The organism is Streptomyces sp. NPDC044719 (genome assembly GCF_056433405.1).
Genome location: NZ_JBWKHE010000002.1, coordinates 364,624 through 389,528 on the forward strand (window position 1 = coordinate 364,624; position 24,905 = coordinate 389,528).

Consider the following 24,905-nt stretch of genomic DNA (forward strand, 5'->3'; position numbering starts at 1 on the left):
CCGGCGCAGGGCCGCTCAGTCGTCGCCGCCGTCGTCATCGTCGTCCCCGTCCTCCCAGGTCTGACGGGGCTTCTCCTGCTGGGGTTTGTCCGCCTTTTGCGCTGGGTCGGCCGTCTCCTGCGCCGGAGTCGTGGGGCTGGGCGTCGTTGCGACGGGGGCAGGGGGAGGGGGCGCGGTGGTGGACGGGGTGATATCGGCCACTGTGCCGGTGGCCGGAGCGCCGGCGCCCGGAGCCGTGTCCTTGGCAGGGTCGGAGGAAAGGGGCGAGGCGGAGTCCGCGGACGGTGTGGCGGCGGGGCTGCTCGCGGAGGGGGACGCGTCGGGCTCCGTGCCCTCCGTCGCGGTGTTGTCGGGCGAGAACCACAGCATGCCGGCGAGCATCGCGGCGGCGAAGAGCGCCGCGGCGGCGATCGTCGCGGCCGCCCTGCGGCGGTGGTCGGGGCCGCCCCGGGGCGCGGCGCGGCGCGAACGGCCGGTCCGGGGTGAGCGGCCGGTGCGCAGCCCCGGGGCGCCGGGCAGCGCGTAGGCGGCCGGGTTGCGGGTCTCGGCGGCCGAATACGGCCTCCGAGTGGCGGACGTCACGGGGGGCGCGGCCTCCGGCAGCGGCTCGGGCAGCCCTCGCCAGGCGCCCCCGGCGAACCACTCGGCGGTCTGCTGGGCGGTGGGCCGGTCCTCGGGCTGCTTGGCGAGCAGGCCGAGCAGGTAGTTCTCGAAGGCCGGCGGGAGTCCGGCGACACCGAGCTCGCGAGGCGGAACGGGCGCGGAGTCGAGGTGCTGGTGGAGGAGCGCGACAGCGGTGTCCGCCTGGAACGGCGGCCGCCCGCTGAGGAGTTGGTAGAGCAGACACCCCAGGGAGTACATGTCGGAGGCGGGACCCGCGGGCTGGCCCAGGGCGCGTTCGGGCGCCAGGTAGAGGCCGGTGCCGACGATCTGGCCGGTGGCGGTGAGCGCGGCGCCGGGGTCGTCGAGGAAGCGGGCGATGCCGAAGTCGCCGATCTTCAGGGTGCCGTGGGCGTCCAGCAGGAGGTTGGCGGGCTTGATGTCGCGGTGGACGATGCCCTGCGCGTGTGCGGCGGCCAGCCCGGCGGCGGCCTGCGCGGCGAGATCCGCCACCCGTTCGGCGGGAAGCGCGCCGGAGGCGGCCAGCACCCCGGCGAGGCTGTCGCCGTCGACCAGTTCCATCACCAGGTACAGCCGGTTGTCGTACTCGCCGAAGTCCCAGACACCCACCAGATGGGGGTGGTTGAGACGCCCGGCGGTCTGGGCCTCCAGACGGAACCGGGAGGCCGCCGTGACATCGGTGTCCTGGGGCAGCAGCAGCTTGACGGCCACCGCTCTGGCGAGCGTCTCGTCGTACGCGCGCCAGACCTCTCCCATTCCACCGCGCCCGATCTCAACATCCAGCCGGTAGCGGCCCGCTAGCAGCACTCGTCCTCGTCTCATGCGTGGGGGAAGGTACGTCGCCGCAGGCCGAACTCCCCGTTTTGACGCGGGGGTTGGTGGGAGACATCGCAGCCGACCCAGGATACTGGCGCCGCGTGACCACTGATCTCCGCGGCGGTGTCGAGGGACGGTGCCGTCCCGGAAATCCGGGAGCGGAGACGTCGCCCGGCGGGGTGATGGCGCGGTGCACGCGGTTGCCGGGCTGCCGCCCGCCGGGTCAGGCCGTCTCGTCCGTCTCCGGCCGCTCCTCCCGGCGCGGCAGCAGAGCCACCGTCAGGGCCGGTACGGCCGCGAGGACCAGCCAGGGCACGGCGGGCGGGAGGCCGAGGTCGAGCAGGGAGCCGGTGGCCGCGCTGCCGGCCAGGACGATCAGGCCGGACACGGAGGACAGCGCGCCCATGTAGAGGCCGATCCGGCCCTCCTCGGCGAGGTCGGGCACCCAGGCGCGGGCGGCGGGCACGACCAGCATCTGTCCCACGGTGAGCAGTACGACGAAGCCCGCGGCGGGCAGCAGCCCGGCGACTCCCGTCCAGCCGGCGGGGCGCGCCGCGGCCACCACCGTGAAACCGGCCGCGATCAGCAGCAGTCCGGCGGTCATGGAGCGGCGCAGGTCCAGCCGGTCGCCCGCCCAGCGGGTCACCGGCAGCTGGGTGAAGACCACCAGCACCGAGGACAGGGCGAACAGCCAGGACAGCGGCGCCTGGGAGCCCGTCGCGCGCCGCACCTCGTCCGGCAGGGCCAGATACAGCTGGTTGTAGGCGAGCAGGTACGAGCCGTACGCGCCGCACAGGGCCAGGAAGCGGCGGTTGCGCAGCAGCACGCGCGCCCCGCCCCGCTCCCGGGTGCGGACCCGGCCCGGGATGTGCTGCGGCATCAGCCACAGATGCCCGGCCAGGACGAGCACGAAGACCGCCGCACCGGCGAGGCACGCGGTGCGGAAGTCGACGGCGAGCAGCAACCCGCCGAGCAGCGGCCCGACGAAGGCCCCGGCCTGGCCCGCGACGCTGAACAGGGCCAGGAGCCGGGTGCGCGAGCCGCGTCCCTCCTCCTCCCAGACCACCGCCTGGCGGGCCACCTCGGACTCCACGGCGGGAGAGAACAGCGCGGCGGCGAAACCGATCACCAGCACCGCGCCGATCACGGCCGCGCTCGCCTCCGCGTACCCGAGCCACGCGAACCCGGCGATCCGCAGCGCACAGCCGGCCAGCACGACGGGCCGCACCCCGAACCGGTCGACGAGCCAGCCGCCGACCACGAACAGCCCCTGCTGGCTGAAGGTACGCAGCCCGAGCACGAACCCGACCAGCCAGCCCGCCATGCCGATCGCGGTACCGAGGTGCTCGGCGAGGAACGGCAGGACGGCGTAGAAACCGATGTTGAAGGCGAGCTGGGTCAGGATCAGCAGCCGCAGCAGCGGCGACAGCTGCTTCCAGAGCCGCCAGGTGCTCTCGCGCGGGTTCCTGGGCGCACGGGCGGACCGGCGGGCCGGCACGCGGGAGACGGGGTCGGTCATCGTTCTTCTGTCGCTGAGGTGGACACGGGGGCCGGGAGGGCGCCGGGGCTGTTGTTCCGCTGCCGCTGCGGGGGCATGACCCGCTCCCCGGACGGCCCGGCCGGTTCCTCGGGCCGCCTGCGCCGCCGCGGCAGCCGTACGCCGCCCGCGGCCGTCACCGCGAGCGCCCCGAGCAGGGCGAGTACGGCGGCGGGGAAGAGGACGGCCCAGGGGGCGCGTTCGGCGTACGGCTGGTTCTCGGCGAGCAGCAGGCCCCACTCGGGGGACGGCGGCTGGGCACCCAGGCCGAGGAAGCCGAGGGCGGCGAGGCTCAGCGCGACGCCGGGCAGCCGGAGCAGGGCGTGCCGGGCCACCGGCGACAGCACGGCGGGCAGCAGCTCGTGCCGGAGCAGATACCAGCGGCCGGCGCCCAGTGCGCGGGTCGCGGCCAGGTGTGTGGTCGCGCGCTCCTGCCGCAGCAGCGAGGAGGTGTGCGCGGCCAGCGGGGACCAGGCCACGACGCCCACGGCGAACGCGGGAGTCCAGGGCCCGCTGCCCGCGACCCCGGCGACGAGGAGCCCCGCCAGAACGGGCGGCACGGCGCTGACGGTGTCGACCAGCGGCCCGGACAATCTGGGCAGCAGCCCCAGCAGCAGCCCCACGACGAGAGCGGCGGCGCTCACCGCGAGGGCGATGCCGAGGGTGGTCAGCGCGCCGTGGGAGACCCGGGCGAGGACGTCCCGGCCGAGCGCGTCCGTCCCGAACGGATGCGCCGGGGAGGGGGCCCGCAGCTTGGCGAGGGTGTCCAGGGCGAGCGCGTCGCGGGGCAGGCCGAACCCGATGACGGCGGCGAGCAGCGCACCGTAGAGCAACGGCAGGGCGCGGGGCGCGGGCCGGCCGGGACGGTGCAGGGAGTGCAGGGCACCGTCGCGCAACGCGGGCCCGATGAGCAGCCGGGCCGCCAGCCGGGCGAGGGCCCCGGCGACGGCCGCGACCAGGACGAGGGCGAGGGTGCCGGTCTGCAGGACGGGCAGGTCCTGGGCGAGGGCGGCCTGGAGGGTGAGCCGGCCCAGTCCCGGGATGTCGAAGATCTGCTCGACTGCGACCGAGCCGCCGGTCAGGCCGACCACGAACAGGCCCAGATTGGGCAGCAGTCCGGGAACGCAGCGGCGCACCGCCTGCCGCGCCACGGACTTCGGCGGGACACCGCGTGCCGCGGCGGCCAGCGCCCACGGCTCGGCGAAGGCGCCGGGCAGCAGGTCGTCCAGCATCCGTCCGAGGATCGCCCCGGCGGGCAGACCGAGGGCCAGCGACGGCAGCACCATCCACTGCGGCCCGTACCAGCCCAGAGCGGGCAGCCAGCCCAGCTGGACGCCGATCACCGAGGCCAGCACGGAGGCGACGAGGAACTCGGGCAGCGCGGCCAGCACCGCCGAGGCCGTGCCGCCCGGGCCGCGTGCGGCGAGCCGCCCCCGCGAGCCGAGCCGGAGTGTGCGGGCGCACACCGCCGCCACCGTGCCCGCCGCGACCACGAGAGCCCCGGACATCAGCAGCAGCGAGGCGCCGAGCGACTGCACGACAGCAGGCAGCACCTGGCCGCCGGACACCCACGACGTGCCCGCGTCCCCGTGCGGCAGCCCGCCCAGCCAGCGGCCGAGCAGCATCAGCGGGCCGTCGTCCAGGCCGAATTGGTCGCGGATGGCGCGCAGTGTCCCGGGCGTCGGGTCGCGGTCGGCCGAGCGGGCCTTGAGCACCGTCAGCGCCGGATCGGTGCGCGACAGCCATGGCAGCAGGCCGATCGCGCCCACCAGGGCGGCCATGAGCACGGCCCGCCACAGCAGCGTCGGGGCGCCGCCCCGTGCGAGGGCGCGCAGGGCGGCGATGCCCTTGGTCAGGGGTGCGTGCGAGGTGTTCAGTGTCGTCCCCGTGGTGCTCAGGCGAAGGGAATCTCGAAGTGCACCACGCCGCTGCCGCCGCCGGGCACTTCCTCCCGCTCGTCGCACACCACCTTGCCCAGCGACCGCCACAGGCCCATCGCACCGGGCGAGTGCGGATACGTGTGCAGATAGACGGACCGGTAACCTCCGTCGGCCCGGGCGAAGTCGACCAGGCCTGCCACCAGCCGCCGGGCCAGTCCGCGCCGCCGGTGCGCGGGGCCGACGTACAGCCGCCGCAGCTGTGCGGTCTCGCCCGAGGGGTACCGCTCGGCAAGCCAGCGCGGGTTCGGCGGATGCGCCGGCCCGCGCGCGTCCAGTGCCCCCGTGGCCGCCACCGTCCCGTCCCGCTCGTCCACGGCCACGAGGAGGGTGTGCCGCGGCGGTTCGACGTAGAAGGGCACCGGGTCGATGATGTCGGCGTGCCAGCTCGGCACATAGCCGGTGTCGAAGTCGCGGTACACGGCGTCCAGCATCACCACCCGCGCCCCGTCGATGTCCGCAGGCGTGGCTTCCCTGATGCTGTAGTCGTGCATTTGCGCATCATATGCAGAACACATGAACGCTCATTCGGGGGCCGCTGATGTGATGCCGGGGGCCGCGGATGTGATGTGGCTCAGCACGCACCGCCAGCGCCCGTCCCGGTTCACGAACACGTCCGTCGTCCACTCGTCGGCGTCGTGGCGCTCGCCCCGGTAGTGGGCCGTGTTGGTGACCCGTCCGGTGACCACGGCCGTGTCGCCGTAGACGCGGACCCTGGGCCGGGTCCTGAGGTCCATCGCGGAGTGGGTGAGCTCCCCGGACTCCACGAGGGAGAGGAACCTCTCCTTCGGGTCGATCCCCGACTCGGAGACGATCACCCACTCGTCCGCCATGAAGCCCGCGATGCGTGCGGGGTCGTTGGCGACGATCGCCGCCGCCCAGTCCCGCGCCAGTTGGGTGAGCGCGCGGACGGTGTCCTCGCCGGGTTCCTGAGCCGCCGTGCCGGGACCTTGGTTCATGTCGCGACCGTAACGCGTCAAGGACGCGATCCGGGGTGTTCAGCAGTCCGGGTGACCTCGCGCGTCCCGGGCGCCGCCGAGGGAAAAGGATGCGGTCGTCGTTCCCCGGCCGTCCGCCCGTCGACCGAAAGTGATCGCCCGTGTCCCTGACCGCTCCCGCCCACTCCGCCGTCGGCACCGCGCTGCAGTCCCAGAGCCCGGTCGACATCCGTCCGCAGGCCACCGACGTCTCGGCCCTGCCACCCCTGCGCCTGCGCCATCCGGCCCGGCTCACCATGCGTCTGCGCTTCGAACGTCCGAAGCGGCACCGGCCCGACTGCGTCCGGGCCGAGGAGGGCTCGGTGAAGGCCGAGCCGCCGGGCGGACAGGACTGCCTGATGAGCCTCGGCGACGCGACGTACCACCTGGAGGACATCCACTGGCACACGCCGTCCGAGCACACCGTCGGCGGGGTGGCGTTCCCGGTGGAACAGCACCTGAAGTACGCACGGACGATCGGGGAGAGTGACGGGGACGGGACCTCGGCCGCGGCCGGTGCGAAGGAGTACGCGGTACTCGCCGTGTTCATCCACCCGGGCGACGCCAATGGCTCCCTGGACCGGCTGCTGGAATCCGCCCGCCGCAGCGAAGACCCCTGGGACGTCCGCGACGTGGAGATCGACACCCTGCTGCCGCCCTGCACCGAGTCCTACCGCTACCTCGGCTCCACCACGACCTGCCCCTACACCACCGGCGTGCGCTGGACGGTCCTGACCCATCCGGTGCAGGCGTCCGCCGCCGCGCTGGAGCACTACCGGATCCTCTTCCCCGAGGGCAACGCCCGCGAGGTGCAGCCGCTCGGGAAGCGGCGGATCGCCGGGGACATCCATCGCTGGTGGTGACTCCGCCCCCGGCACCAGGGCCGGCCGCAGTACCCGGTCACCGGGCGGCGGGGCGGTTCAGCCCTGGGCCGGGGTGAGCACCACGAAGTCCGCGTTCGCCGGGTCGAGGCAGACGGCCAGACGGCCGACGCCCTCCGCGTCCTCGGGACCCATCTGTACGCTGCCGCCGTTCTCCCTGACCTTGGCCACCGCGGCGTCGCAGTCGTCGACGGCGAAGACCGGGTGCCAGTACGGCCGCCCGCCCGCCAGCGACAGGTCCGGCTTGCCGACTTCCATGAGCCCGCCGTGCATCCGCTCCTCGGGCAGTCCGGCGGGGGTGATGAGGGTGTAGGTGCCCCCGCCGCCCGGCAGCGGCATGTCACTGAAGCGCCAGTCGAAGAGTCCGCCGTAGAACTCCTTCGCGGCCGCCGCGTCGCTCGTGTACAGCTCGGTCCAGGACAGCGAGCCCGGCTCGTCGACCAGATCGAGGCCCTTGGTCGTCCCCGGCTGCCAGACGGCGAACTGGCCTCCCTGCGGGTCGGTGTACTGCGCCATCCGGCCCCATTCCTCGAGGTCCATCGGCGCGACGCGCACGGAGCCGCCCGACTGCTCCACGGCCTTCGTCGTGGCGTCCGCGTCGGCGACGCTGAAGTAGAGCATCCAGGCCGAGCGCGCGCCCTCCTCGGTCAGCTTGCCGAGCCCGGCGACGATCTTGCCGTCCTTCCGGAACATCCCGCCCTCGAAGTCCTCGCTCTCGCCCATGGACTCGAAGTCCCACCCGAGCACGGCGCCGTAGAAGGAAGCGGCGGTCCGGACGTCCGGAGCGCCGAGGTCGAGCCAACAGGGGGAACCGGGGGCGAACTCGGTGGTGATCATGGCGATGCTTCCCTTCCGCAGGTCCTGTGTGCCCAGCGTGACACCGGGCACTGACAAGCGCCCGTCGGCCGCTCTCCGTCGGGGGACCTCCGGTCGGGGGGCCTGGTGGTGCCCGGTGATGCCCGGCGGTGGTCTTCGGCTGCGGTCTTCGGCGGATGGCCGGGCCGTGGAATCATCGGGTTCGTCGACCGCCCGGGCGGTCGCGGACTCTGTGCGGTGAGGGTGGTGGGCGGGCGTGGTGGTCGGCTGGGAGTGGGACGACACGTTGTTCTCGGGGACCGCCGCGTACTACGAGCGGGGACGGCTGCCGTACGCCCCCGGGCTGGCGGACGCGCTCGCCGAGGAACTGCTGCTCGACGGGGAGGGGCGTCTCCTCGACGTGGGCTGCGGGCCCGGAACCATCGCCCTGAGTCTCGCGCATCTGTTCGGCGAGATCGTCGGGTTGGACCCCGACAGCGGGATGATCGCCGAGGCCGGGCGCGGGGCCGCCGGCCGTGGAGTGGGCGCCAGGACCCGGTGGGTGCGGGCGCGGGCCGAGGATCTGCCCGCGGGGCTCGGCACGTTCGCCGTCGCCACCTTCGGCCAGTCCTTCCACTGGATGGACCGCGACCTGGTGGCCGCGACCGTCCGGGACATGCTCCTGCCCGGCGGGGCGCTGGTGCACATCGCGGACCTGAAGACGGAGCCCAGGACCGTCGACGGCATGCCACACCCGGCGGTCCCCTACGCGGGGGTGGACGAACTGGTGAAGCGGTACCTGGGGCCCGTGCGACGAGCGGGCCGCGGAGTGCTGGCGCAGGGGACACCGGGCCAGGAGGACGAGGTCTTCGTCCGGGCGGGCTTCTCCGGCCCCCGGCGTCTCGTCGTGCCCGGCGGGCAGGTGCTGGAGCGGACCTTCGACGATGTCGTCGCCTGGGTGTTCTCCATGTCGTTCTCGGCCCCGCACCTCTTCGAAGGGCGCAGGGACGACTTCGAGGCGGACCTGCGGCTGCTGCTGCGGGAGGCCTCGCCCTCGGGCCGGTTCTCCGAACGGGCCCCGAGCACGGAGGTCTTCGTGTGGCGGAAGGGCCCGGCCGGCTGATCAGGAAGCCGTGTCAGTGGACGGACATACCGCCGTCGACGTAGACCGACTGTCCGGTGACGTAGGCGGACGCCGGGCTCGCCAGGAAGACGGCCGCGCCCGCGAAGTCCTCGGCCAGGCCGTTCCGCCCGATCAAGGTGCGGGTGGCGAGGGCGGCCACCTTCTCCGGATCCGACGACAGGCGCTCGTTGAGCGGTGTCATGACGAAGCCCGGCACCAGGACGTTGCAGGTGACGCCGCGCGGCGACCACGCCTCGGCCTGGGAGCGCGCCAGCGCCTCCAGTCCGCCCTTCGAGGCGCCGTACGCGCCGCTCTGCACGAACGCCCGGTGCGCCTGCTGCGAGCTGATGTGCAGGATCCGCCCGAACCCGCGCTCCGCCATGCCCGGGCCGAAGCGCTGCCCCAGCAGGAAGGGCGCCTCCAGGTTGACGGCCATCGTGAGGTCCCAGACGTCCTCGGTGAGTTCGTCCATCGGCGGGCGCAGATTGATCCCGGCGCTGTTGACGAGAATGTCGGGCTCCCCGAACGCCTCGACCGCCCGCTCGGCGGCCGTCCGCACACCCTCACGCGTGCTCAGGTCGGCGCTGACCCACGCGGCGCGGCAGCCCTGAGCCGTCAGCTCCTCGACCGTCGCGGTGAGCCCGGCCTCTCCCCGGGCCACGACCACCACGCCGGCACCGGCACGGGCGAGGGCGCCGGTGATGGCGCGACCGATGCCGGAACTGCCGCCGGTGACCACCGCGACGCGGCCGGTCAAGGAGAACAACTCGGAGAGATACGCCTGCGTTGACCGGTCGGCCTGTGTCGTCATGACCCGACACTCTAGGCGGATCGATCACCGGGGGTGTCGGCGGGACAGGACGACAGCCCGGTCCGCCCATGCCTCCTCCGGAACACGCGGCTGACGCATACTGGCACTTTGTGGACCACACACGTCATCACCCGGCACGGCACCCGCGCGGGGCGGCGTCCTGGGGGACCGCCGTGAAGGCGACCCTGCACTGTCTGACGGGCTGTGCGATCGGCGAGATCCTCGGCATGGTCATCGGTACCGCGCTGGCGTGGGGCGACGTGCCCACCATGGTTCTGGCGATCGGGCTCGCCTTCCTCTTCGGCTACTCGTTCACCTTGTTCGCGGTCGTGCGGGCCGGCCTCGGCCTCAAGGCCGCGATCAAGGTCGCGCTGGCCGCGGACACGGTCTCGATCGCGGTGATGGAACTGGTCGACAACGCGATCATCGCGCTCACCCCGGGTGCGATGGAGGCCCAGCTCTCGGACGGACTGTTCTGGTCCGCGCTGCTGGGCGGTTTCGCTGTGGCCTTCCTCATCACGACACCGGTCAACAAGTGGATGATCGGCCGGGGCAAGGGCCATGCCGTCGTCCACCAGCACCACTGACGCGATGTCACCGGTCGGCCGACGCAAGGGAACCACGCGACGCCACGGGCCGTTGCCCCCTGCATGACGCATACCGTGTCGACTTCCTGAGCGGGCCGCGCCGTCGCCGCCGGGTACGGCGCAGGGGAGTCACCCGGGGCCGGTGAGCAGGCGTACCTGCCCGGCGGGGAGTTTCGGCCACCAGTGGTGGTAGCGGCGGTAGAGCTCGGTGTCGCGGTCGGTCAGGAGGCTTGTCAAGGAGGCGGCTTCCTGTGCGAGGCCGTCCCAGGTGGTGGGCGGCAGGTCGTGGAACGCCGTGGCCTCGATGCCCTCGCCGGTCGCGCGCCACACGCCGGCGACCCGGCCGTCGACCAGCAGGGTGGGCAGTACGTCACCGTTCACGCGGATCACCAGTCGGCGATAGTCCGGGGGGATCACGCGGCTGCGGTCGGCGTGGGCCAGCAGGACGCTGTCCCACATGGCCATGAGGCGCGGTGGCGCCGGAGTGTCAGCCGGTGGGCGCGGGGCGTCCGGTACGTCGTACAGGACCGTCCCGTCCGGTCCGCGGAGCTGTTCCACCGTGTCGGAGAGGGCCAGCAGCGTCCGCCGTATCGGCTGGCGCGGCAGCATGGCGAACTGCGCCACGTCCGCCACCGACGCCGGCCCGAAGCCCCGCAGATAGCGCAGGACGAGCTGCTCGAGTGCCTCAGCCGTCGACTCCCGGCCCGTCGGCGCGGGACCGGACCGCGCCGCCACGAACGACGCCCGGGTGCCGAACGACCAGGGTCCGCCGGTCGGGAGGTGGAGCAGCGGCGCATACCCCTTGAGCCCCCACCACGCGCCGGCCTTCTTGTCCGCGCCGACCCGCTCCTCCAGCCATGCCTGGAGTTCCGCGGCCGTACGCGGCCGGTCGGCGAAGTCCAGCAGCTCCGGGACGAGTGCCTCGCCGTCGGCCGGTGTGAGCCCCGCGGCGGCGAAACGGTAGCCGAGCCGCGACGCGTACAGCGTCTGCTGCATCGCCTCACGGAACACCTGGTAGTCGTCCGCGTGGACCGCGTGCAGCGTGATGCGCATCAGGGTCGCCTTGACCACGGCGCGCCGCGCGAAGGCGTCGTCCAGCTCGGCCGGGGAGAAGCCGGCCAGCCGGTTCCACAGCGCCACATACGGCGAAGCGGCGTGCTGCGCCTGGAGCGCCACCACACGCCGCACGGCCTCCCCGGCCTCCATCACCTCCCTGCCCAGCAGCAACTGACGGCCGAGGGTCGCCCGGTTGAGCTCCTGCGCGGTGATGTCCACGCCGGGGATTCTGCCGTGGCCCGGCCGGAGGCATCGATTCCCGGACAGTGGCCTGGATCACATGTCGCCAATTGAGTGCCGGGGCCGGGCGATGTCCGTACCCATGGGTGCAGGAGCGGGGCCGGATGCGAAGATGAGGCGCCATGACAGCTGGGTGGTGTGCTCGCACGACACGGGCCGCGGTGTTCGCGGCCGTCTGTGTCGTGCTCGCCGCCCTGGGGCACGTCATGATGTCCGGCGACCACGTCCCCCTGTCGGCCCTGGGTGCCGGCTGGGCCGTGACGGGTGTGGCGGGCTGGTGCCTGGCGGGCCGCGAGCGCGGACTCCGGCTGGTCGTCGCCGTCGCCGTGGTCGTCCAGACCGGACTTCACTCGGCGTTCTCGCTCGTACCGTCACCGGCCGCCGGGGCGCCCGGTGGTACGGACTCCATGGACATGGCCTCCACGGGTCATGGCACGGGAGCCATGGGTCACGGCATGGGATCCATGGGGCATGACATGGGCTCCATGTCCCCTCACATGGGGCATACGGGGCACGCCCCGGGCGGTGACTCGTCCCTCGGCATGCTCGCCGCCCACCTGCTGGCCGCGCTGCTGTGCGGACTGTGGCTGGGCCACGGCGAACGGGCCGTCTTCCGTCTGCTGCGCGCCGTGGGGAGCAGGCTGGCCGCGCCGCTGCGGCTCCTGTGCGCCCTGCCCACGCCGCCGCCCCCGCCCGTGCGTGTCCGGCGCCGTCGGCCCTCGGACCGCGCGCCGCGCCTTCTCCTTCTCGTCCACGCGATCACCTCTCGAGGACCACCCGCGGGGGCCGCTGCCGCCTGACGGCAGCCGGCAGTCCCGGGGCGGCATTCCGCGCGCCCCGGTCTCGGTCCCGCGTCCGTACGTCACGCCTTACGGACGCGGCCGTATCCCCGCTCACCGGGTCGTACGCGCTTTCGCGTGGTCCCGGAATTCCGAGAAGGACACCAGGTGATCCCTCCTGCCCTGCCCCTTTCGCACGAGAGAAATCCGTCGTCCGACGAGTCGATAACCGCCTGGGCGCTGGCCGCGCGCGGCGGCGACTCCGCGGCCGTCGACCACTTCGTGCGCGCCCTGCACCGTGACGTCATCCGCTACGTCGCCCATCTGTGCGCCGATCCGCAGGCCGTGGACGATCTGGCGCAGGACACGTTCCTGCGGGCGCTCGGCAGTCTGCACCGGTTCGAGGGCCGTTCCTCGGCGCGTGTCTGGCTGCTGGCCATCGCCCGGCGTGCGGTGGCGGACAGCCTTCGCTGCTCCGCTGTGCGCCCCCGCCCGGCCGATCTGCCGGACTGGGAGCTGGCGGTCGAACTCGCCCAGCCGCGCGGTCTGCCCGGCTTCGACGACGGCGTGGCACTGCGCGAGCTGATGGACGCGCTGCCTCAGGAGCGGCGCGAGGCGTTCGTCCTCACGCAGCTGCTCGGTCTGCCGTACGCGGAGGCCGCCGCGCTGAGCGACTGCCCGGTGGGCACGGTCCGCTCCCGGGTGGCACGTGCGCGGGCGACGCTCATGGCCCTGCTGGACGAGGCCGAGGAACCGGCGGCACCCGCCCTCGCCGCTGCCTGACACTCCTAGGCGTCGTCGTCCAGGAAGTGGAACCCGGGCCTGGGATGCATCAGGAAGTCGTGATGCGAGATGTTCCAGGCGTAGGCGCCCGCCAGGGAGAACACCACCCGGTCCCCGGCCCTGAGCTCCGGCACCGCTACCCGGCGGGCCAGCACGTCCTTCGGTGTGCACAGCTGCCCCGCGAGTGTCACGGGCCCGTTCCTCGCCGCCGGGCGCGGCCAGGGGTGCGGCCAGGTGTCCACGGGCAGCACGGAGCAGGGCTGGTCGTGTCCCTTCGTCGCCGGGGTGCGCAGATGGTGTGTGCCACCCCGGACGACGGCGAACTCCTCGCCGTGGCTGTGCTTCACGTCCAGCACCTCCGTGGCGTACCAGCCGCAGTACGCGGTGAGCGCCCGCCCCGGCTCGATCCGCAGCGTCAGCCCCGGATGCGCCGCGGTGAGCCGGGCCAGCCCTTCACCGTACGCGGCCCAGTCGAAGCGGCGCTCCGGGTCGGCGTAGTCGACGCTCATGCCGCCCCCGACGTTGACCTCCGCTATCGGCACACCGAGCCCCGTGGCCCATCCGGTCACGCTCTCCGCGATGCCCACCAGCTCCGCCGCCTCCAGGCCGCTCGCCAAGTGGGCGTGTACGCCCCGCAGTTCGAGCTGTGGGTACGTGCCGTCGGTGAGCGTCAGGATCACGGACTCGGCCCGCGCCGGGTCCAGGCCGAAGGGGGTCGGCCGTCCGCCCATCGCCAGCGAGCTCCTCGCGAGCGAGCCGACTGGAACCGGCAGGTTGACGCGCGGCAGCACCGCGACACGCCGCCGGGGTGCGACGCGGCGGGCCAGCCCGGCCAGCACGCGCAGTTCGTGCTCGCTCTCGACGTGGAAGCGCTCGACGCCCAGCTCCAGAGCGGCCGTCACCTCGTCGGGCGTCTTGCCGGGCCCGCCGAAGGCCAGCGGCCGGCCTGGCGCCGCCTTGGCCACATGGGCGAGTTCACCGCCCGACGCGACCTCGTATCCGTCGACGCAGGGCTCCAGCGCGGCCAGGATCTCCGGCTCCGGGTTGGCCTTGGCCGCGTAGTACAGCTCGACCCGCCCGGGCAGCGCGGCCCGGATCCCGGCGGCGTGTGTGCGCAGAGCCACCAAGTCGTAGAGGTAGGCCGGCAGTTCCGTGGACGGCAGTGACAGGGCACGGTCGTTCACCGCGGAGGTGGGGCGGGTCATCGGGTGCTCCTCTTCGCCTCGTGCAGCACCTCTTCGCCCAGCGGCGACGGGAGCCGGACGTATCCGGCCCGGCGGTCGGCCTTGCGCTCCCAGCGCGTGAGCAGGTTCGTCTTGGCGGGCAGCGGCACCCCGGCGAGCAGGGCGGCCAGGCGGGGCGGGCAGCCGTGCCGGTCGGCGTAGGCGCGCAGCGTCTCCCGCACACGTGCCCACAGTGCCGCCTCCGTCTCCGGATGCAGGTCGGCGAGGGCCGCGAGCATCTCTGCCACGTGGTTGACGAGCAGGCAGTACACGACCCGGTCCCAGCCGCGCCGCGCGTCGTACGTCATCGGCCCGGCCACCTCCGGCTCCAGCGCGGCCAGCGTCTGAGTGTGCTGCTCGGGCACCAGCTTGGCGCCCTCCAGGTCCCGGAAGAGGACCTGGGCGGGCCGGCCGGCGTCGTCGACGCAGAGCAGCACGTTCTGCAGATGCGGCTCCAGGACCAGGCCGTGGTCGAAATAGGCGGCGAGGACGGGCGGCAGGAGGAGATCCAGATAGGCCGACCACCAGTCGAGCGCCGTGGACGCGTCCGCCCCGGCGAGGAGCCGGGAGACCTGGGCTGCACTCGTCGGGTACTCGTCGGCGACGGCGGCCGCGAGCAGGGGAGTGGTGCCGGGGGCGAGCCGCCGGGACAGGCCCTCGCGGACGATGACGCCGAAGCCCTCCAGCAGCTCGCGGTCCGGCACGCCGTCGGGCCCGGGCAGGGCGAGGCTGCGGTAGGCGGGCTCACGGAGCACGGCACCGCCGGGGAAGCGCCCGGCGAGGTCGGACAGGGCCGGGGCCAGCGCCCGGGTGAGGGCGACCGCCCCGGTCAGCTCGTAACTGCTGTTCTTGCGCAGGCAGTTGGTGATGCGTACGTTCAGGCTGAACTTCAGGAACGTCTCCCCGTCGTACAGCGTGCGCACGGACGCGGTGGCCGCGAAGGGACGGCCGCCCGGCCCCAGGTCGAGCACGTCGCCGCGCTCCAGGGCGGCGCGCAGCAGCGGGTGCTCCCGGAGCGTCTCGTACTGCCAGGGGTGGGCGGGCAGCAGCCGGAAGCCGTCCGGGACATCCGGGCGCTGCCGGTCCAGGGCGGCGATGGCCCACGGTTCGGCGCTCTCCTGCGCGATCAGGTGCTCCCGCACGGCGAGGTGCCGCAGCGGGAAGGAGGCACCCGCCTCGGGGGCGTACGCGGCCCAGGAACGCGGGTCGCCGGTGCGGGCCTTGGGCGTGGGGTGGAAGCGGTGCCCGAAGAGCAGGGACTGCTCGGAGGCGAGGTAGGCGGCCAGCGGGTCGCCCGGAGGCTCCGGCACCTCCGGCAGGCCGGTGAGCGCGCCCTCGACGGCCGCGTGGCTGGAGGCGACCTGCGCCAGGAACTCCTCGTTGCGCACCCCGGTGCGCAGCGACAGCTCGTCACGGGTGTACTCGGCCAGCCGCCGCCAGTCCACGTCCGCCCAGCCGCCGTCCCGCTCCTCGCGCACCGGGCCGGCGAACCGGTGCGCGCCGAGCAGCGACGTACGGCGCAGGGTGACACTCAGCAGCACCCCGCGGCGGGGCAGCCGCAGCAGCAGACGGCCGTCGGTGACGACGGTCTGCCGCTCCGGCCCGGACACCTCGCGCAGCAGACAGTTCAGCAGGGTGTGAGCCACCACGTCGTCGGCGGTGGGCAGGGCGACCGGCGCGGTGGTGGCGCCGGGAGATTCGGTCATCGAGGGCATGGCAGGCTCCAGCGGTTGCGCGAGTGTGGGGGAGGGGCGGGGCGAGTACGGGCGACGACAAAACCGGAGGTCCGGCCCCGGGTTCTCATGGCGTACTCCGGGACGTCAGCAGGTAGTTGGGCCCGGTCGTGTAGTGCTTGTTGATGTCGGCGGCGCCCGAACGCTCCTTGCTGAGCAGCGTCCCGGCCGTGACCATCGCCTTCACCGGCAGCTCCGGGGCGTCCAGGACCCGGGCGCGCAGGACGTCCCCCGCCTCGCCGCCGAGCCGCTCCACGGCCTCGGCCAGCCGTCGGCGCACCAGCCGCAGCAGCACGGGCAGCGGGGCGCGGCCGTGCCGGGCCAGCCCGAACGCGTAGGCGCCCGCGCACAGATGGACCGTGATGGTGGCGAAGAGGTCGGCCACCGGCCCGTCCTCCGTGCCGAGGACCCGGGGGTCGTCGAAGTCCCACCCGCCGGGCATCCGGGCGCACAGCCGCCCCACGTTGACCCGCGGCCCGTCGTTGTCCTTGAACAGCAGCCGGAGACCGCCCGGCCGAAGCACCAGGGAGATGTTCTGCTGGTGCGACTCCAGCGCGACGCCGTACCCGAACAGCGTGGCCTGCCAGTCGAACAGCAGGGTCAGACAGGCGTCCAGCAGGGCGATCGGGTCACCGCCGTAGAAGCGGTCGGCGAGATGGTCGACGACCAGCCGCCCGTCGGGCGCCTCGGCGAGGAGCGCCGCCATCGGCACGACGACCGAGTCCCCGAGACCGGCCGGGTAGCGGCGGCACAACACGGCCAGGAGTTCGTGCCCCGCGTGGGCGTACGTGGTCTCGTCGGCGTGCAGGATCGTGTCGCGGAACCGGGGCTCGCGAGCGATGACCTCTTGGATCAGCCGTTGCCCCACGGCCCCGTCGAGAAGCGTGCCGGGCTTGACGGACCGCTTGTTGCGCAGCCCCAACGACGAGGTGACGAGGGGCAGTTTGAGGTGCAGCGCCGGGTCCGCCACCGTCGCCACCGTCCGCATGGACAGGGTCGGTACGACGTCGAGACAGCCCCGTTCGGCCAGTACCGCCCGCCCGCGCAGGCCGGTGGCCCGTAAGGCCGCGTCGAGCGCCGGGCCGACGGTCAGCGGGTGCACCGGCAGGGCGAGGTGAGTGCGCTCCAGTCCGGCCAGACCGAGCCGCGCGGGCGTGGGCCACGGCTCGGGCAGCGTGCCGGTCAGCAGGACCGCGTCCCGGGGCACGGCGAGCCAGCGCAGCGGGAAGCGCGGATGGAACTCAGGTGCGTACGACCGCAGTTGCTCCTCGTCCAGCCCGGCCCGGCCGCGTGCCGTCGGGTACACCGGATGGTCCAGCCGGGCGGCGAGCGCGTCGAACGCCGTTCCGTCGCCGAGGCCGGTCCAACGAGCCGGCTCGGCACCGTGACGGCCGGTCAGCCGCCCGGCGACGGCATCGTGGGTGTCCGCGTGCAGCCGTGAGGTGGCCAGCGTCTGCCGGCACTCCTCGGCGAAGGCGTCGAAGCCGGCCCGGTCCTCGGGCTCGGCGAGCGCGCGCAGCGCGTCCAGCACCTCTTCGTACGACGCCAGCTCGGCGCCGTCCGACGCGCGCAGGAGGAGCGGCAGCCGGGCGGCGTACTCGCACTGGAAGCCGTCCTCGGCGACCGGCAGCAGCAGGGCGTCACGACCTGCGGTGAGCCGCAGCCATGGCCCGTCCGGCCGGTGGACCAGAGTGCTCCGGGTGCGCAGTCCGACGACGTCCTCGCGCAGCAGGGCGCTCAGCACCCGGGTGAGCAGTTCGGCCGCGCAGCTGTCCGGCACGGATGGCAGTACGGTCACGCCCGGATCTCCCAGCGGAGGCCGGCCAGGAAATCGGCGGCCACGCGGTCCACGGTCTCCTGGTCGGTGCCGGTGGCCCGCAGGACGCCGAGGTAGTCCCGGTTGGTGCCGTACAACTCGTGCCGCTCACCCACCGCGCGCAGCGGACGGTACGTCAGGCACACCCCGTCGACGGTGAGCTCGGCGGCGGCCGGGGCGCCGGTCAGGGTCCCGGCGCGGTCGGCGCACGGGTACTCCAGGACGGCGGCGCGATCGCGGCGGATTCCCGGATCGGCCGGGAGCGGTTCGCCCAGGTGGGTGCGGAGGATGTGCTCGAACAGCGGGATCCCGAGGAGCCGTTCGAGCAGCAGATCGCACTGGTCGCCGATGGCCCGGTAGTTGACCTCGATGATCCGCGCCCGCCCCTCGTGCACCACGAACTCGGTGTGACAGGCGCCGAACCCGACGCCGAGCGCGTCCAGTTGGGCGAGCACCTGCGCGACGACCGGCTCGGGGTGCGCGGGGACGAAGGTGAGGCGCTGCTCGACGAAGCGCGGGGGCGGCGACAGCTCGGTGCGGAAGCCGCCCAGGACGTGGCGGACCTTGCCGTCGCCCAGGGTCTCCAGGGTGCACAGCTCGCCGGGGAGGTACTCCTCGACGACCAGGGTGGTGCCCGGCCGGCGCTCAAGGATCTCCTTGGCGCGGATCACCAGGTCCTCGGGGCCGTCCACGAGCAGGACGTCCTCGCTGGCCACGCCCTCACGGGGCTTGACGACACATGGGTAGGGCGCGTCCGGCGGGGCAGCCGGTTCGGTGAGTTCGGCCGACCAGGCGGCGTCGGCCCCGGCGGCGGCCAGGCGGCGGCGCATCTCCGCCTTGTCCTTGCAGCGCAGGGTGGCCCGCCAGTCCTTGCCGGGCAGGCCGAAGTAGGCGGCGGCCAGGGCGGCCTGGGTCTGGAGGTGGTCGCTGTTGGTGAAGACGGCACCAGGGCCGGCGTGGACCGAGATCCGCGACACGACGGCCCGGAAGTCCCGCACGTCACACTCCAGGACCTCGACGTCCGGGCGGGTTCTCCGGTGGGCGTCGGGCTGGTCGGTGAGGACGGTGACGTCCAGGCCCAGCCGGGCGGCGGCGGGCAGGAAGCCCTCGGTGACGGAGTCCGTCGGATTGAGGGCGAGCAGGTACAGGCGCATGGCGGTCTTCCATCGGTGGGTCGGGAGCACGTCCGACGATCTTGTACCTTAGGTTAGCCTTACCTATCCAATCGCGGGTTGCAACCGCCCGTAGGAGTGATCGATGCGCACTGTCCTGGAGTCACCGCCGACCCTCGCCTCCGTCCTCGGCACCGCCTACCGGCGGTTGACCGGCATCTGCGAGGCGCTGACCGTCGAGGTCGCGGACCCCCGGACGGCCGACGGCCAACAGGCGCTCACCGCAGCCGAACTGACGTCGGATCAGTCAGTACTCGACGCCTTCCTGGACGCCGAGGCCACGCGCATCCACACCCGCTACGCCCAGACCCCCCGCCCCCACGTCACCGCATCGCGCGCCCTGCACGACTACGCCTGGTCGATCGCCCTCCTGATGAGCGGCGTCTGGTACCTGGAACGCCGGGTGCCGCGCATCCGGCTTCAGTCAGTGCGCCTGGACCTCGCGGCCGGCGCGTACACGATCACACCCGAGCCGCGCGTCGCCTGCCTGCCCGGCGACCCCGTCGCCGCCCTGCCCGGCGCGGTGACCGTCGCGGGAGAGGAGGCCCTGCGTGCCGAGCTGCGCGCCGCGGTCGCCGACCACATGCGCCCGCTGCTCACCGCCCTCGGCCCCGCCGTGCGCCGCGGACCGCGCGCCCTGTGGGGCATGGTCGGCGACGACCTCGTCTCCGGGATCTGGTACCTGGGCCGGACCCTCGGCCGCGAGGAGGACGCCGTACGCGCGGCGACCGCCCTGCTCCCCGAACCCGTCAGCCCGTACCCCTCGGGAGCGGACTTCCGCCTGCTGACCGGCACCGACGGCCGCCGTCACACGACCCGCACCCGCGCCGGCTGCTGCCTCTACTACGCCATCCGGCCCGACGAAGCCTGCGGCACCTGCCCCCGCACCTGCGACACGGAACGACTGCGCCGACTGGAGGAGTGACGAACCGTCAGCCTCCGGCCTCCACCTTGCGCCAGAACGCCTCGACCCGCGCGTTGAACACCTCCGGCACCTCCTGGAACGGCTGATGAGCCTCCCCGGGCAGGATCTCGAACTCGGCGTCCGGGATGCCGTCGGCGACCGCGCGGCCGAGGCGGGGCGGTGTGGCGAGGTCGATCTCGCCCGAGAGGACCAGCGTCGGTGCCGTGATGCCGTCGAGGCGGTCGGCCGTGTCATGGCGGCCGAACCCCGCGAGCTGGCGCCGGAAGGCTTCCGTGGACTGCGGATGCCCGAAGGCCAGCACCTCGTCGATGAACCGGTCGACCGTGCCGTCGGCGTGGGCGCGCGGCGTGTAGACCCACAGGTAGAACGCCTCGAGCATGGCCCGCTCGCTCGGGGCCCGCTCCACCATCCAGTCCCAGAAGCGCGTCATGGCACGGAAGTAGGGGTCCGGGCGGGCCGCCGTACTCATCAGGACCAGGCTGCGGACCAGGCCCGGATGCCGCAACGCCAGCTCCTGGGCGATGAAGCTGCCTCCCGAGAAACCGGTCACATGGGCGGCCGGTATCTCCAGCGCCCGCAGCAGTGCCGCGGCGTCGTCGGCCATCCCAGGCACGGTGAGCGGCCCTTCGGGCAGCGGCGTACGACCGACTCCACGGTTGTCGAAGGCGGTGAGCCGGTAGCGGTCCGCGAGCCCGTCGAGCTGCGCCTCCCACGCCTCGGCGGGGTCCCCGAGCCCCGAGATGAGCAGGACGTCGGGTCCCTGGCCCCGTCGCTCGACCCAGAGATCCACACCGTCAGCGTTGATCATTTGTCCCATGGCCGCCTCCCGTGGCGGGACCCGTGTCGTCACCCTTGCGCCGGCGCGATGTTCTGGTTGGCGTGGAACAGGTTGTCCGGGTCGTAGGTCCGCTTGACCCGCGCGAGCCTGTCGTAGTGGTCGCGGTAGGTCGCGCGGACTCGCTCCTGGCCCTCGCCCGCCCCCATGAAGTTCACGTACGAGCCGCCCATGGAGTACGGGTGCAGCTCCTCCTGGTAGTCGACGCACCACTGCCTGATGGCCCCGGCGTTGACCGGGTCGGGGTCCACACCGGCGAAGACGCCGGACCAGACCGCGTCCCGGTAGCTCCACGCGGTGTCGTCCGGGCCGACCCGGTGGGCCGCCCCGTCGACGGGGTAGAGGTGCATCAGCGAGAGCTGGGTGGGGTTGTTCTCGCCGTACTTGAGGTGGACGTCCAGGGCGGCGTCCGGGATGTGGTCGAAGAAGTCGCCGCGCCAGTACCACTGGTAGCCGGTCGGGATCAGTTCGTCGAACATGCTCTGCAGCCCGACGTAGGGCATCGGGGTCGTGAACTGGAAGGCCGGCGGTCCGGCCTCGTTCACCACGGAGAGCGTCTCGTCGAGCCCGTCCAGGTCGCCGGTGAGGCACCACACGATGCCGCACACCTTCCGCCGGTGGAGCTCCTCCGGGAAGGGCGGGCCGGGCGGGACGACGAAGACGTTGAAGAAGCCGTACACGTCCTCGGGCGCCTGCGGGAGGAACTCGCGGTACCACGCCAGCGCCTCGCGGGTGTGATCCACCGGCCAGACGGTCACCCCGACCCCGACCGTGTCCACCGGGTGCAGCCGGTAGGTGAGGGAGGTCGCGATGCCGAAGTTGCCGCCGCCTCCCCGCAGGGCCCAGAACAGGTCCGGGTGTTCGTCCGCGCTCGCGGTGACGTAGCCGCCGTCCGCCAGCACGACATCGGCGGCGATCAGGTTGTCCGCGGTCAGGCCGTACTTGCGGGTGAGATAGCCGTGTCCGCCGCCGAGGGTCAGGCCCCCGACCCCTGTCATGGAGATGATGCCCGTGGGGGTGGCCAGGCCGAACGCGTGGGTGGCGTGGTCCAGGTCGCCGAGCTGAGCGCCGCCGCCGGCCTGCGCGGTCTTCGTCGCCGGGTCGACACGCACCCCGCGCATCGGTGAGAGGTCGATGGTCACACCGTCGTCCACCAGGCACAGGCCCGGGCCGCTGTGCCCGCCGCCCCGCACGGCGAGTTCCAGGCCGTGATCGCGGACGTAGGCGACCGCGGCCATGACGTCCGCGGCGTCCGCGCACCGCACGATGGCGGCGGGGCGTTTGTCGATCATCGCGTTGTAGATCTTGCGGGCCTGGTCGTACTCGGCGTCCCGTGGGCCTATGACCGGTCCTCGCAGCGTGGTCCGCATGTCTTCCAGGGTGGCGCTGTTCATGACGATCTCCTCGGAACGCCTGACCGTGCTGACATCACCAGCGTCCCGCCGACCGCGCGGCGATGCATGTCCACAGGGCCCGCACCCCCTGTGGCATGCGCTTACCCACCAGTGGCCGCTGCGCTCCGCGCTCGACGCCGGAGTACGGGTCTGCGTCCTGGAGCGGCCGCTGCCGGGCCTCGACCCGTACGAGATCACCGAAGTGCGGGTGGATCTCACCGTGTTCGACGGGCGGGTGGTCTTCGTACGCTGAGCCGCCTACCGGCCACCCGGCACACCGCGTAGAGGCCGAACGAGATCGTCGTGACGTAGGGGCTGATGGGGATGCTGCTGCCCAGGGCGAGCAGGATGCCGCCCTCGATCGAGGCCACGGCGAACAGCACGCTCAGCACGGGCAGCAGCACCGGCGACGCGGTGACGCGGGCGGCGGCAGCGGCCGGGGTGACGACCAGCGTCAGCACCAGCAGCGCGCCGACCACCTGCACCGACAGGGCGACAGCGAGGCCGAGCACCAGCATGAACGCGAAGGACAGTGCCCGCACCGGCACCCCGCGCGCCTCCGCCACATCCGGATCGGTGCTGGCGAAGGCGAGTGGACGCCACATGACCGCCAGAGCGGCCAGCACCAGCACGGACGTGCCGAGCAGCCACGACATCTGCGGGGTGTCCACGGCGACGATCTGCCCGGTGAGCAGGCCGAACTTGTTGGCCGCCCGGCCCTGGTAGAGGGCCAGGAAGAGCACGCCCAGGCCCAGCCCGAACGGCATGATGATGCCGATCACCGAGTTGCGGTCGCGGGCCCGCGACCCCAGCACCCCGATGACGCCGGCCGCCAGGAGCGAGCCGGCGATCGACCCCGCCACGATGTTCACGCCCAGCAACAGCGCCGCCGAGGCGCCCGCGAAGGACAGTTCGCTGATGCCGTGCACCGCGAACGGCAGGTCCCGCATCAGCACGAACACCCCGGCCAGCCCGCCCACGAGCCCCAGCGCCACGCCCGCGACGAGGGAGTTGCGGACCAGGACGAGGAGTTCGCCGTAGTCGGTGAAGTCGAAGATCTGGTGCCAGATCCCGGCGGCGAGCGTCATGTGCGCACTCCGTCCGTCTCGTCCGACGGCTCGGGATGGTGCGCCGGTGCGGCCGGTTCGTCGGGCGCGCCCACGACCACCACCCGGCCGCGCACCCGTACGACGTCGACCTGTGTGCCGTACAGCCGGGACAGCGACTCGGAGGTCAGCACCTCGTCCGGGGTTCCGGCGCGGTGGCCGCCGGGGGCCAGGTACAGCACCCGGTCGACCAGCCCCAGCACCGGGTTGATCTCGTGCGTCACGAAGACCACCGCCGTGCCGTGGGAGCGGCGCCGGGCGTCGATCAGTTCGGTGACGGCCCGCTGGTGATTCAGGTCGAGCGACAGCAGTGGCTCGTCGCACAGCAGGATCCGCGGGTCGGTGGCCAGGGCCTGCCCGATGCGGACGCGTTGCCGTTCGCCGCCGGACAGCATCCCGAGCGGCACATCGGCGTAGGCCGCCGCCCCGACCGCCTCGAGGATCCCGTCGACCCGGCGCCGGACCCCGCCGGTGCGCAGCCGTGGCCCGAAGCGGTGCCCGTCGACGCCGAACCGTACGAGGTCCCGGGCGCGCAGCATGGCCTGCGCGGACAGCGCGGCCTGCTGCGGGACGTAGCCGACGTCCCGGGCGGCGTCGCGGGCGGGGCGGCCGAGGACGGTCAACGTCCCGGCGGACAGCGGCCGGCGGCCCAGCAGCGCCCTTACGAGACTGGTCTTGCCCGCACCGTTCGGCCCCAGCACGGCCAGGAACTCCCCGGCCCGTACGTCGAGATCGAGGCCGCTCCACACCTCGCGGGTTCCGTACGAAAGGGCCGCGCCGCGCAGACTGATGACAGGAACGCCGTCCTGCCGGGGTGTCGGGTTCACTTGGCCAGTGCGTTCGCGAGCGCGTCGACGTTGGCGGTCATCCAGCCGAGGTAGTTCTCGCCCTTGGGCAGGGTCTCGGTGACGGGCACGACGGGGATGCCGGCCGCCTTGGCCGCCGCCTCGGTCCTCTGGGTCTGCGGGCCGGTGGTCTGCTCGTTGTAGACGAGGGCTTCGACCTTCCTGCCGCTGAACAGCGCCAGGTTCTCCCGGAGGATCCGCGGGGAGACGTCGTCACCCTCTTCGATCGCCTCGCTGAACTCCGCGGGCGTCCGGTCGACCAGGCCGCTCGCCTCGGTCATGTACAGCGGCACGGGCTCGGTGATCGCCACGCCCGCGCCGCCGTGCTCCTTCCTGATCCGGGCTTCCTTCGCCTCCAGCGGCCTGAGCCCGGCCTTGAAGGCGGCGGACTTCTTCTCGAAGACGACCGCGTCGGCCGGGTCGGCCTTGCTGAGCGCGGCGGCTATGCGGTCGGCGACCTTGGCGACGGTGGGGAAGTCGTACCAGACGTGCTCGTTGAGCTCGCCGCCCTTCGGCGCGGTCTTGCCGGAGACCTTCACCGCGTCGATCACCTGGGCGGAGTCGTTGTGGCCGCCCTTCAGCATGCGGCCGACGAAATCGTCGTAGCCGCCGCCGTTCTCCACGACGACCTCGGCCTTGGACAGGGCCAGCTGGTTCTGGGGGTCGGCCTCGTAGGAGTGCGGGTCCTGGTCGGGGTCGCTGATGATCGAGGTGACGTCGACTCTGTCGCCGCCCACGCGCCGAACGATGTCGCCGTAGACGTCGGTGGAGGCGACCACCGCGACACGGGCCGGTGTGCTCTTGCCGCCGGCGGAGTCCGACGAGCTGCCGCAGCCCGCGAGAAGGGCCAGTGACGCGCTGATCAGCAGCGCCAGGTGGCGGGACGTGGACAGGGGCATGGCTCCTCCATGAC

24 protein-coding genes are annotated in these 24,905 nt (G+C 73.1%); 7 read left to right on the forward strand and 17 right to left on the reverse strand.

Features of this window, described 5'->3' with window-relative positions; genetic code table 11:
* Positions 1-15: 15 nt before the first annotated feature.
* The 5 genes from AC07DF_RS08385 to AC07DF_RS08405 form a co-directional block, all read right to left on the reverse strand.
* Positions 16-1,443: a serine/threonine-protein kinase gene (locus AC07DF_RS08385; protein WP_478968202.1), complete on the reverse strand. Its 1,428-nt coding sequence runs from the start codon at positions 1,441-1,443 to the stop codon at positions 16-18.
* A gap of 217 nt (positions 1,444-1,660) precedes the next feature.
* Entirely contained in the window at positions 1,661-2,956 is a 1,296-nt protein-coding gene (locus AC07DF_RS08390; protein WP_478968203.1) for an MDR family MFS transporter, read from the reverse strand.
* Positions 2,953-4,755 (reverse strand): ABC transporter permease subunit, encoded by a 1,803-nt coding sequence (locus tag AC07DF_RS08395; RefSeq protein ID WP_478969458.1) that lies wholly within the window; start codon positions 4,753-4,755, stop codon positions 2,953-2,955. Before AC07DF_RS08395 ends, AC07DF_RS08390 begins: the two co-directional genes overlap by 4 nt.
* A gap of 113 nt (positions 4,756-4,868) precedes the next feature.
* On the reverse strand, positions 4,869-5,405 hold the full coding sequence (locus tag AC07DF_RS08400; RefSeq protein WP_478968205.1) for a GNAT family N-acetyltransferase: 537 nt from the start codon (positions 5,403-5,405) through the stop codon (positions 4,869-4,871).
* Positions 5,406-5,435: 30 nt separating this feature from the next.
* Positions 5,436-5,870: a nuclear transport factor 2 family protein gene (locus AC07DF_RS08405; protein ID WP_478968207.1), complete on the reverse strand. Its 435-nt coding sequence runs from the start codon at positions 5,868-5,870 to the stop codon at positions 5,436-5,438.
* 140 nt (positions 5,871-6,010) lie between these two features.
* Here AC07DF_RS08405 and AC07DF_RS08410 point away from each other — a divergent pair, with 140 nt between their 5' ends.
* Positions 6,011-6,751, forward strand: coding sequence for a carbonic anhydrase family protein (locus AC07DF_RS08410; protein ID WP_478968209.1), 741 nt, complete (start codon positions 6,011-6,013; stop codon positions 6,749-6,751).
* A 57-nt stretch (positions 6,752-6,808) separates the two neighbouring features.
* Here AC07DF_RS08410 and AC07DF_RS08415 read toward each other — a convergent pair whose 3' ends face one another.
* Positions 6,809-7,606, reverse strand: a complete 798-nt coding sequence (locus AC07DF_RS08415) for a VOC family protein (RefSeq protein ID WP_478968211.1) — start codon at positions 7,604-7,606, stop codon at positions 6,809-6,811.
* A 235-nt stretch (positions 7,607-7,841) separates the two neighbouring features.
* Between AC07DF_RS08415 and AC07DF_RS08420 the strand changes: the two genes are divergently transcribed.
* Positions 7,842-8,687, forward strand: coding sequence for a class I SAM-dependent methyltransferase (locus AC07DF_RS08420; RefSeq protein WP_478968213.1), 846 nt, complete (start codon positions 7,842-7,844; stop codon positions 8,685-8,687).
* 13 nt (positions 8,688-8,700) lie between these two features.
* On the opposite strand, the gene AC07DF_RS08425 is transcribed toward AC07DF_RS08420, so the two are convergent.
* On the reverse strand, positions 8,701-9,498 hold the full coding sequence (locus AC07DF_RS08425; protein WP_478968215.1) for an SDR family NAD(P)-dependent oxidoreductase: 798 nt from the start codon (positions 9,496-9,498) through the stop codon (positions 8,701-8,703).
* A 110-nt stretch (positions 9,499-9,608) separates the two neighbouring features.
* Between AC07DF_RS08425 and AC07DF_RS08430 the strand changes: the two genes are divergently transcribed.
* Positions 9,609-10,085 carry a DUF4396 domain-containing protein gene (locus AC07DF_RS08430; RefSeq protein WP_478968217.1) on the forward strand — a complete coding sequence of 159 codons (477 nt, stop codon included), beginning with the start codon at positions 9,609-9,611 and terminating at the stop codon, positions 10,083-10,085.
* A gap of 129 nt (positions 10,086-10,214) precedes the next feature.
* On the opposite strand, the gene AC07DF_RS08435 is transcribed toward AC07DF_RS08430, so the two are convergent.
* A complete protein-coding gene (locus AC07DF_RS08435; RefSeq protein WP_478968219.1) occupies positions 10,215-11,360 on the reverse strand; it encodes a winged helix DNA-binding domain-containing protein in 1,146 nt (381 codons plus the stop codon).
* A gap of 143 nt (positions 11,361-11,503) precedes the next feature.
* Between AC07DF_RS08435 and AC07DF_RS08440 the strand changes: the two genes are divergently transcribed.
* Together AC07DF_RS08440 and AC07DF_RS08445 are read left to right on the forward strand one after the other, a co-directional pair.
* Positions 11,504-12,181 (forward strand): hypothetical protein, encoded by a 678-nt coding sequence (locus AC07DF_RS08440; RefSeq protein ID WP_478968220.1) that lies wholly within the window; start codon positions 11,504-11,506, stop codon positions 12,179-12,181.
* A 147-nt stretch (positions 12,182-12,328) separates the two neighbouring features.
* A complete protein-coding gene (locus AC07DF_RS08445; protein WP_478968222.1) occupies positions 12,329-12,943 on the forward strand; it encodes a sigma-70 family RNA polymerase sigma factor in 615 nt (204 codons plus the stop codon).
* A gap of 5 nt (positions 12,944-12,948) precedes the next feature.
* Here AC07DF_RS08445 and AC07DF_RS08450 read toward each other — a convergent pair whose 3' ends face one another.
* The 4 genes from AC07DF_RS08450 to AC07DF_RS08465 all read right to left on the reverse strand — a co-directional run bounded on the left by AC07DF_RS08450 (position 12,949) and on the right by AC07DF_RS08465 (position 18,869).
* Positions 12,949-14,148 (reverse strand): type III PLP-dependent enzyme, encoded by a 1,200-nt coding sequence (locus AC07DF_RS08450; protein WP_478968224.1) that lies wholly within the window; start codon positions 14,146-14,148, stop codon positions 12,949-12,951.
* Entirely contained in the window at positions 14,145-15,881 is a 1,737-nt protein-coding gene (locus AC07DF_RS08455) for an IucA/IucC family protein (RefSeq protein ID WP_478968227.1), read from the reverse strand. Before AC07DF_RS08455 ends, AC07DF_RS08450 begins: the two co-directional genes overlap by 4 nt.
* Positions 15,882-15,966: 85 nt before the next feature.
* A complete protein-coding gene (locus tag AC07DF_RS08460) occupies positions 15,967-17,697 on the reverse strand; it encodes an IucA/IucC family protein (RefSeq protein ID WP_478968229.1) in 1,731 nt (576 codons plus the stop codon).
* Positions 17,694-18,869, reverse strand: coding sequence for an ATP-grasp domain-containing protein (locus AC07DF_RS08465; RefSeq protein ID WP_478968231.1), 1,176 nt, complete (start codon positions 18,867-18,869; stop codon positions 17,694-17,696). The genes AC07DF_RS08460 and AC07DF_RS08465 overlap by 4 nt, the downstream gene beginning before the upstream one ends.
* A gap of 103 nt (positions 18,870-18,972) precedes the next feature.
* Here AC07DF_RS08465 and AC07DF_RS08470 point away from each other — a divergent pair, with 103 nt between their 5' ends.
* Entirely contained in the window at positions 18,973-19,812 is an 840-nt protein-coding gene (locus AC07DF_RS08470) for a (2Fe-2S)-binding protein (protein WP_478968233.1), read from the forward strand.
* 7 nt (positions 19,813-19,819) lie between these two features.
* Here the strand turns inward: AC07DF_RS08470 and AC07DF_RS08475 are convergent, their stop codons facing one another.
* Both AC07DF_RS08475 and AC07DF_RS08480 read right to left on the reverse strand, forming a co-directional pair.
* Positions 19,820-20,629, reverse strand: a complete 810-nt coding sequence (locus AC07DF_RS08475) for an alpha/beta fold hydrolase (protein ID WP_478968235.1) — start codon at positions 20,627-20,629, stop codon at positions 19,820-19,822.
* 29 nt (positions 20,630-20,658) lie between these two features.
* Positions 20,659-22,041 carry an FAD-binding oxidoreductase gene (locus AC07DF_RS08480; protein WP_478968237.1) on the reverse strand — a complete coding sequence of 461 codons (1,383 nt, stop codon included), beginning with the start codon at positions 22,039-22,041 and terminating at the stop codon, positions 20,659-20,661.
* Between AC07DF_RS08480 and AC07DF_RS08485 the strand changes: the two genes are divergently transcribed.
* Positions 22,016-22,294: a hypothetical protein gene (locus AC07DF_RS08485; RefSeq protein WP_478968239.1), complete on the forward strand. Its 279-nt coding sequence runs from the start codon at positions 22,016-22,018 to the stop codon at positions 22,292-22,294. The two genes, AC07DF_RS08480 and AC07DF_RS08485, sit on opposite strands and share 26 nt — an antisense overlap.
* Here AC07DF_RS08485 and AC07DF_RS08490 read toward each other — a convergent pair.
* Genes AC07DF_RS08490 through AC07DF_RS08500 form a run of 3 tightly spaced genes read right to left on the reverse strand, consistent with a single transcriptional unit; the run spans position 22,257 to position 24,891 of the window.
* A complete protein-coding gene (locus AC07DF_RS08490; protein WP_478968241.1) occupies positions 22,257-23,129 on the reverse strand; it encodes a metal ABC transporter permease in 873 nt (290 codons plus the stop codon). The two genes, AC07DF_RS08485 and AC07DF_RS08490, sit on opposite strands and share 38 nt — an antisense overlap.
* Entirely contained in the window at positions 23,126-23,974 is an 849-nt protein-coding gene (locus AC07DF_RS08495; protein WP_478968243.1) for a metal ABC transporter ATP-binding protein, read from the reverse strand. The genes AC07DF_RS08490 and AC07DF_RS08495 overlap by 4 nt, the downstream gene beginning before the upstream one ends.
* Positions 23,971-24,891 carry a metal ABC transporter solute-binding protein, Zn/Mn family gene (locus tag AC07DF_RS08500; protein WP_478968245.1) on the reverse strand — a complete coding sequence of 307 codons (921 nt, stop codon included), beginning with the start codon at positions 24,889-24,891 and terminating at the stop codon, positions 23,971-23,973. The genes AC07DF_RS08495 and AC07DF_RS08500 overlap by 4 nt, the downstream gene beginning before the upstream one ends.
* Positions 24,892-24,905: the final 14 nt, after the last annotated feature.

Coding starts and splice junctions, on each gene's coding strand:
- AC07DF_RS08490 (WP_478968241.1), bottom strand. CDS start 23,129: ATGACGCTCGCCGCCGGGATCTGGCACCAGATCTTCGACTTCACCGAC.
- AC07DF_RS08395 (WP_478969458.1), bottom strand. CDS start 4,755: ATGGCCGCCCTGGTGGGCGCGATCGGCCTGCTGCCATGGCTGTCGCGC.
- AC07DF_RS08455 (WP_478968227.1), bottom strand. CDS start 15,881: ATGCCCTCGATGACCGAATCTCCCGGCGCCACCACCGCGCCGGTCGCC.
- AC07DF_RS08450 (WP_478968224.1), bottom strand. CDS start 14,148: ATGACCCGCCCCACCTCCGCGGTGAACGACCGTGCCCTGTCACTGCCG.
- AC07DF_RS08485 (WP_478968239.1), top strand. CDS start 22,016: ATGTCTTCCAGGGTGGCGCTGTTCATGACGATCTCCTCGGAACGCCTG.
- AC07DF_RS08475 (WP_478968235.1), bottom strand. CDS start 20,629: ATGGGACAAATGATCAACGCTGACGGTGTGGATCTCTGGGTCGAGCGA.
- AC07DF_RS08465 (WP_478968231.1), bottom strand. CDS start 18,869: ATGCGCCTGTACCTGCTCGCCCTCAATCCGACGGACTCCGTCACCGAG.
- AC07DF_RS08480 (WP_478968237.1), bottom strand. CDS start 22,041: ATGAACAGCGCCACCCTGGAAGACATGCGGACCACGCTGCGAGGACCG.
- AC07DF_RS08390 (WP_478968203.1), bottom strand. CDS start 2,956: ATGACCGACCCCGTCTCCCGCGTGCCGGCCCGCCGGTCCGCCCGTGCG.
- AC07DF_RS08470 (WP_478968233.1), top strand. CDS start 18,973: ATGCGCACTGTCCTGGAGTCACCGCCGACCCTCGCCTCCGTCCTCGGC.
- AC07DF_RS08385 (WP_478968202.1), bottom strand. CDS start 1,443: ATGAGACGAGGACGAGTGCTGCTAGCGGGCCGCTACCGGCTGGATGTT.
- AC07DF_RS08440 (WP_478968220.1), top strand. CDS start 11,504: ATGACAGCTGGGTGGTGTGCTCGCACGACACGGGCCGCGGTGTTCGCG.
- AC07DF_RS08415 (WP_478968211.1), bottom strand. CDS start 7,606: ATGATCACCACCGAGTTCGCCCCCGGTTCCCCCTGTTGGCTCGACCTC.
- AC07DF_RS08500 (WP_478968245.1), bottom strand. CDS start 24,891: ATGCCCCTGTCCACGTCCCGCCACCTGGCGCTGCTGATCAGCGCGTCA.
- AC07DF_RS08425 (WP_478968215.1), bottom strand. CDS start 9,498: ATGACGACACAGGCCGACCGGTCAACGCAGGCGTATCTCTCCGAGTTG.
- AC07DF_RS08405 (WP_478968207.1), bottom strand. CDS start 5,870: ATGAACCAAGGTCCCGGCACGGCGGCTCAGGAACCCGGCGAGGACACC.
- AC07DF_RS08400 (WP_478968205.1), bottom strand. CDS start 5,405: ATGCACGACTACAGCATCAGGGAAGCCACGCCTGCGGACATCGACGGG.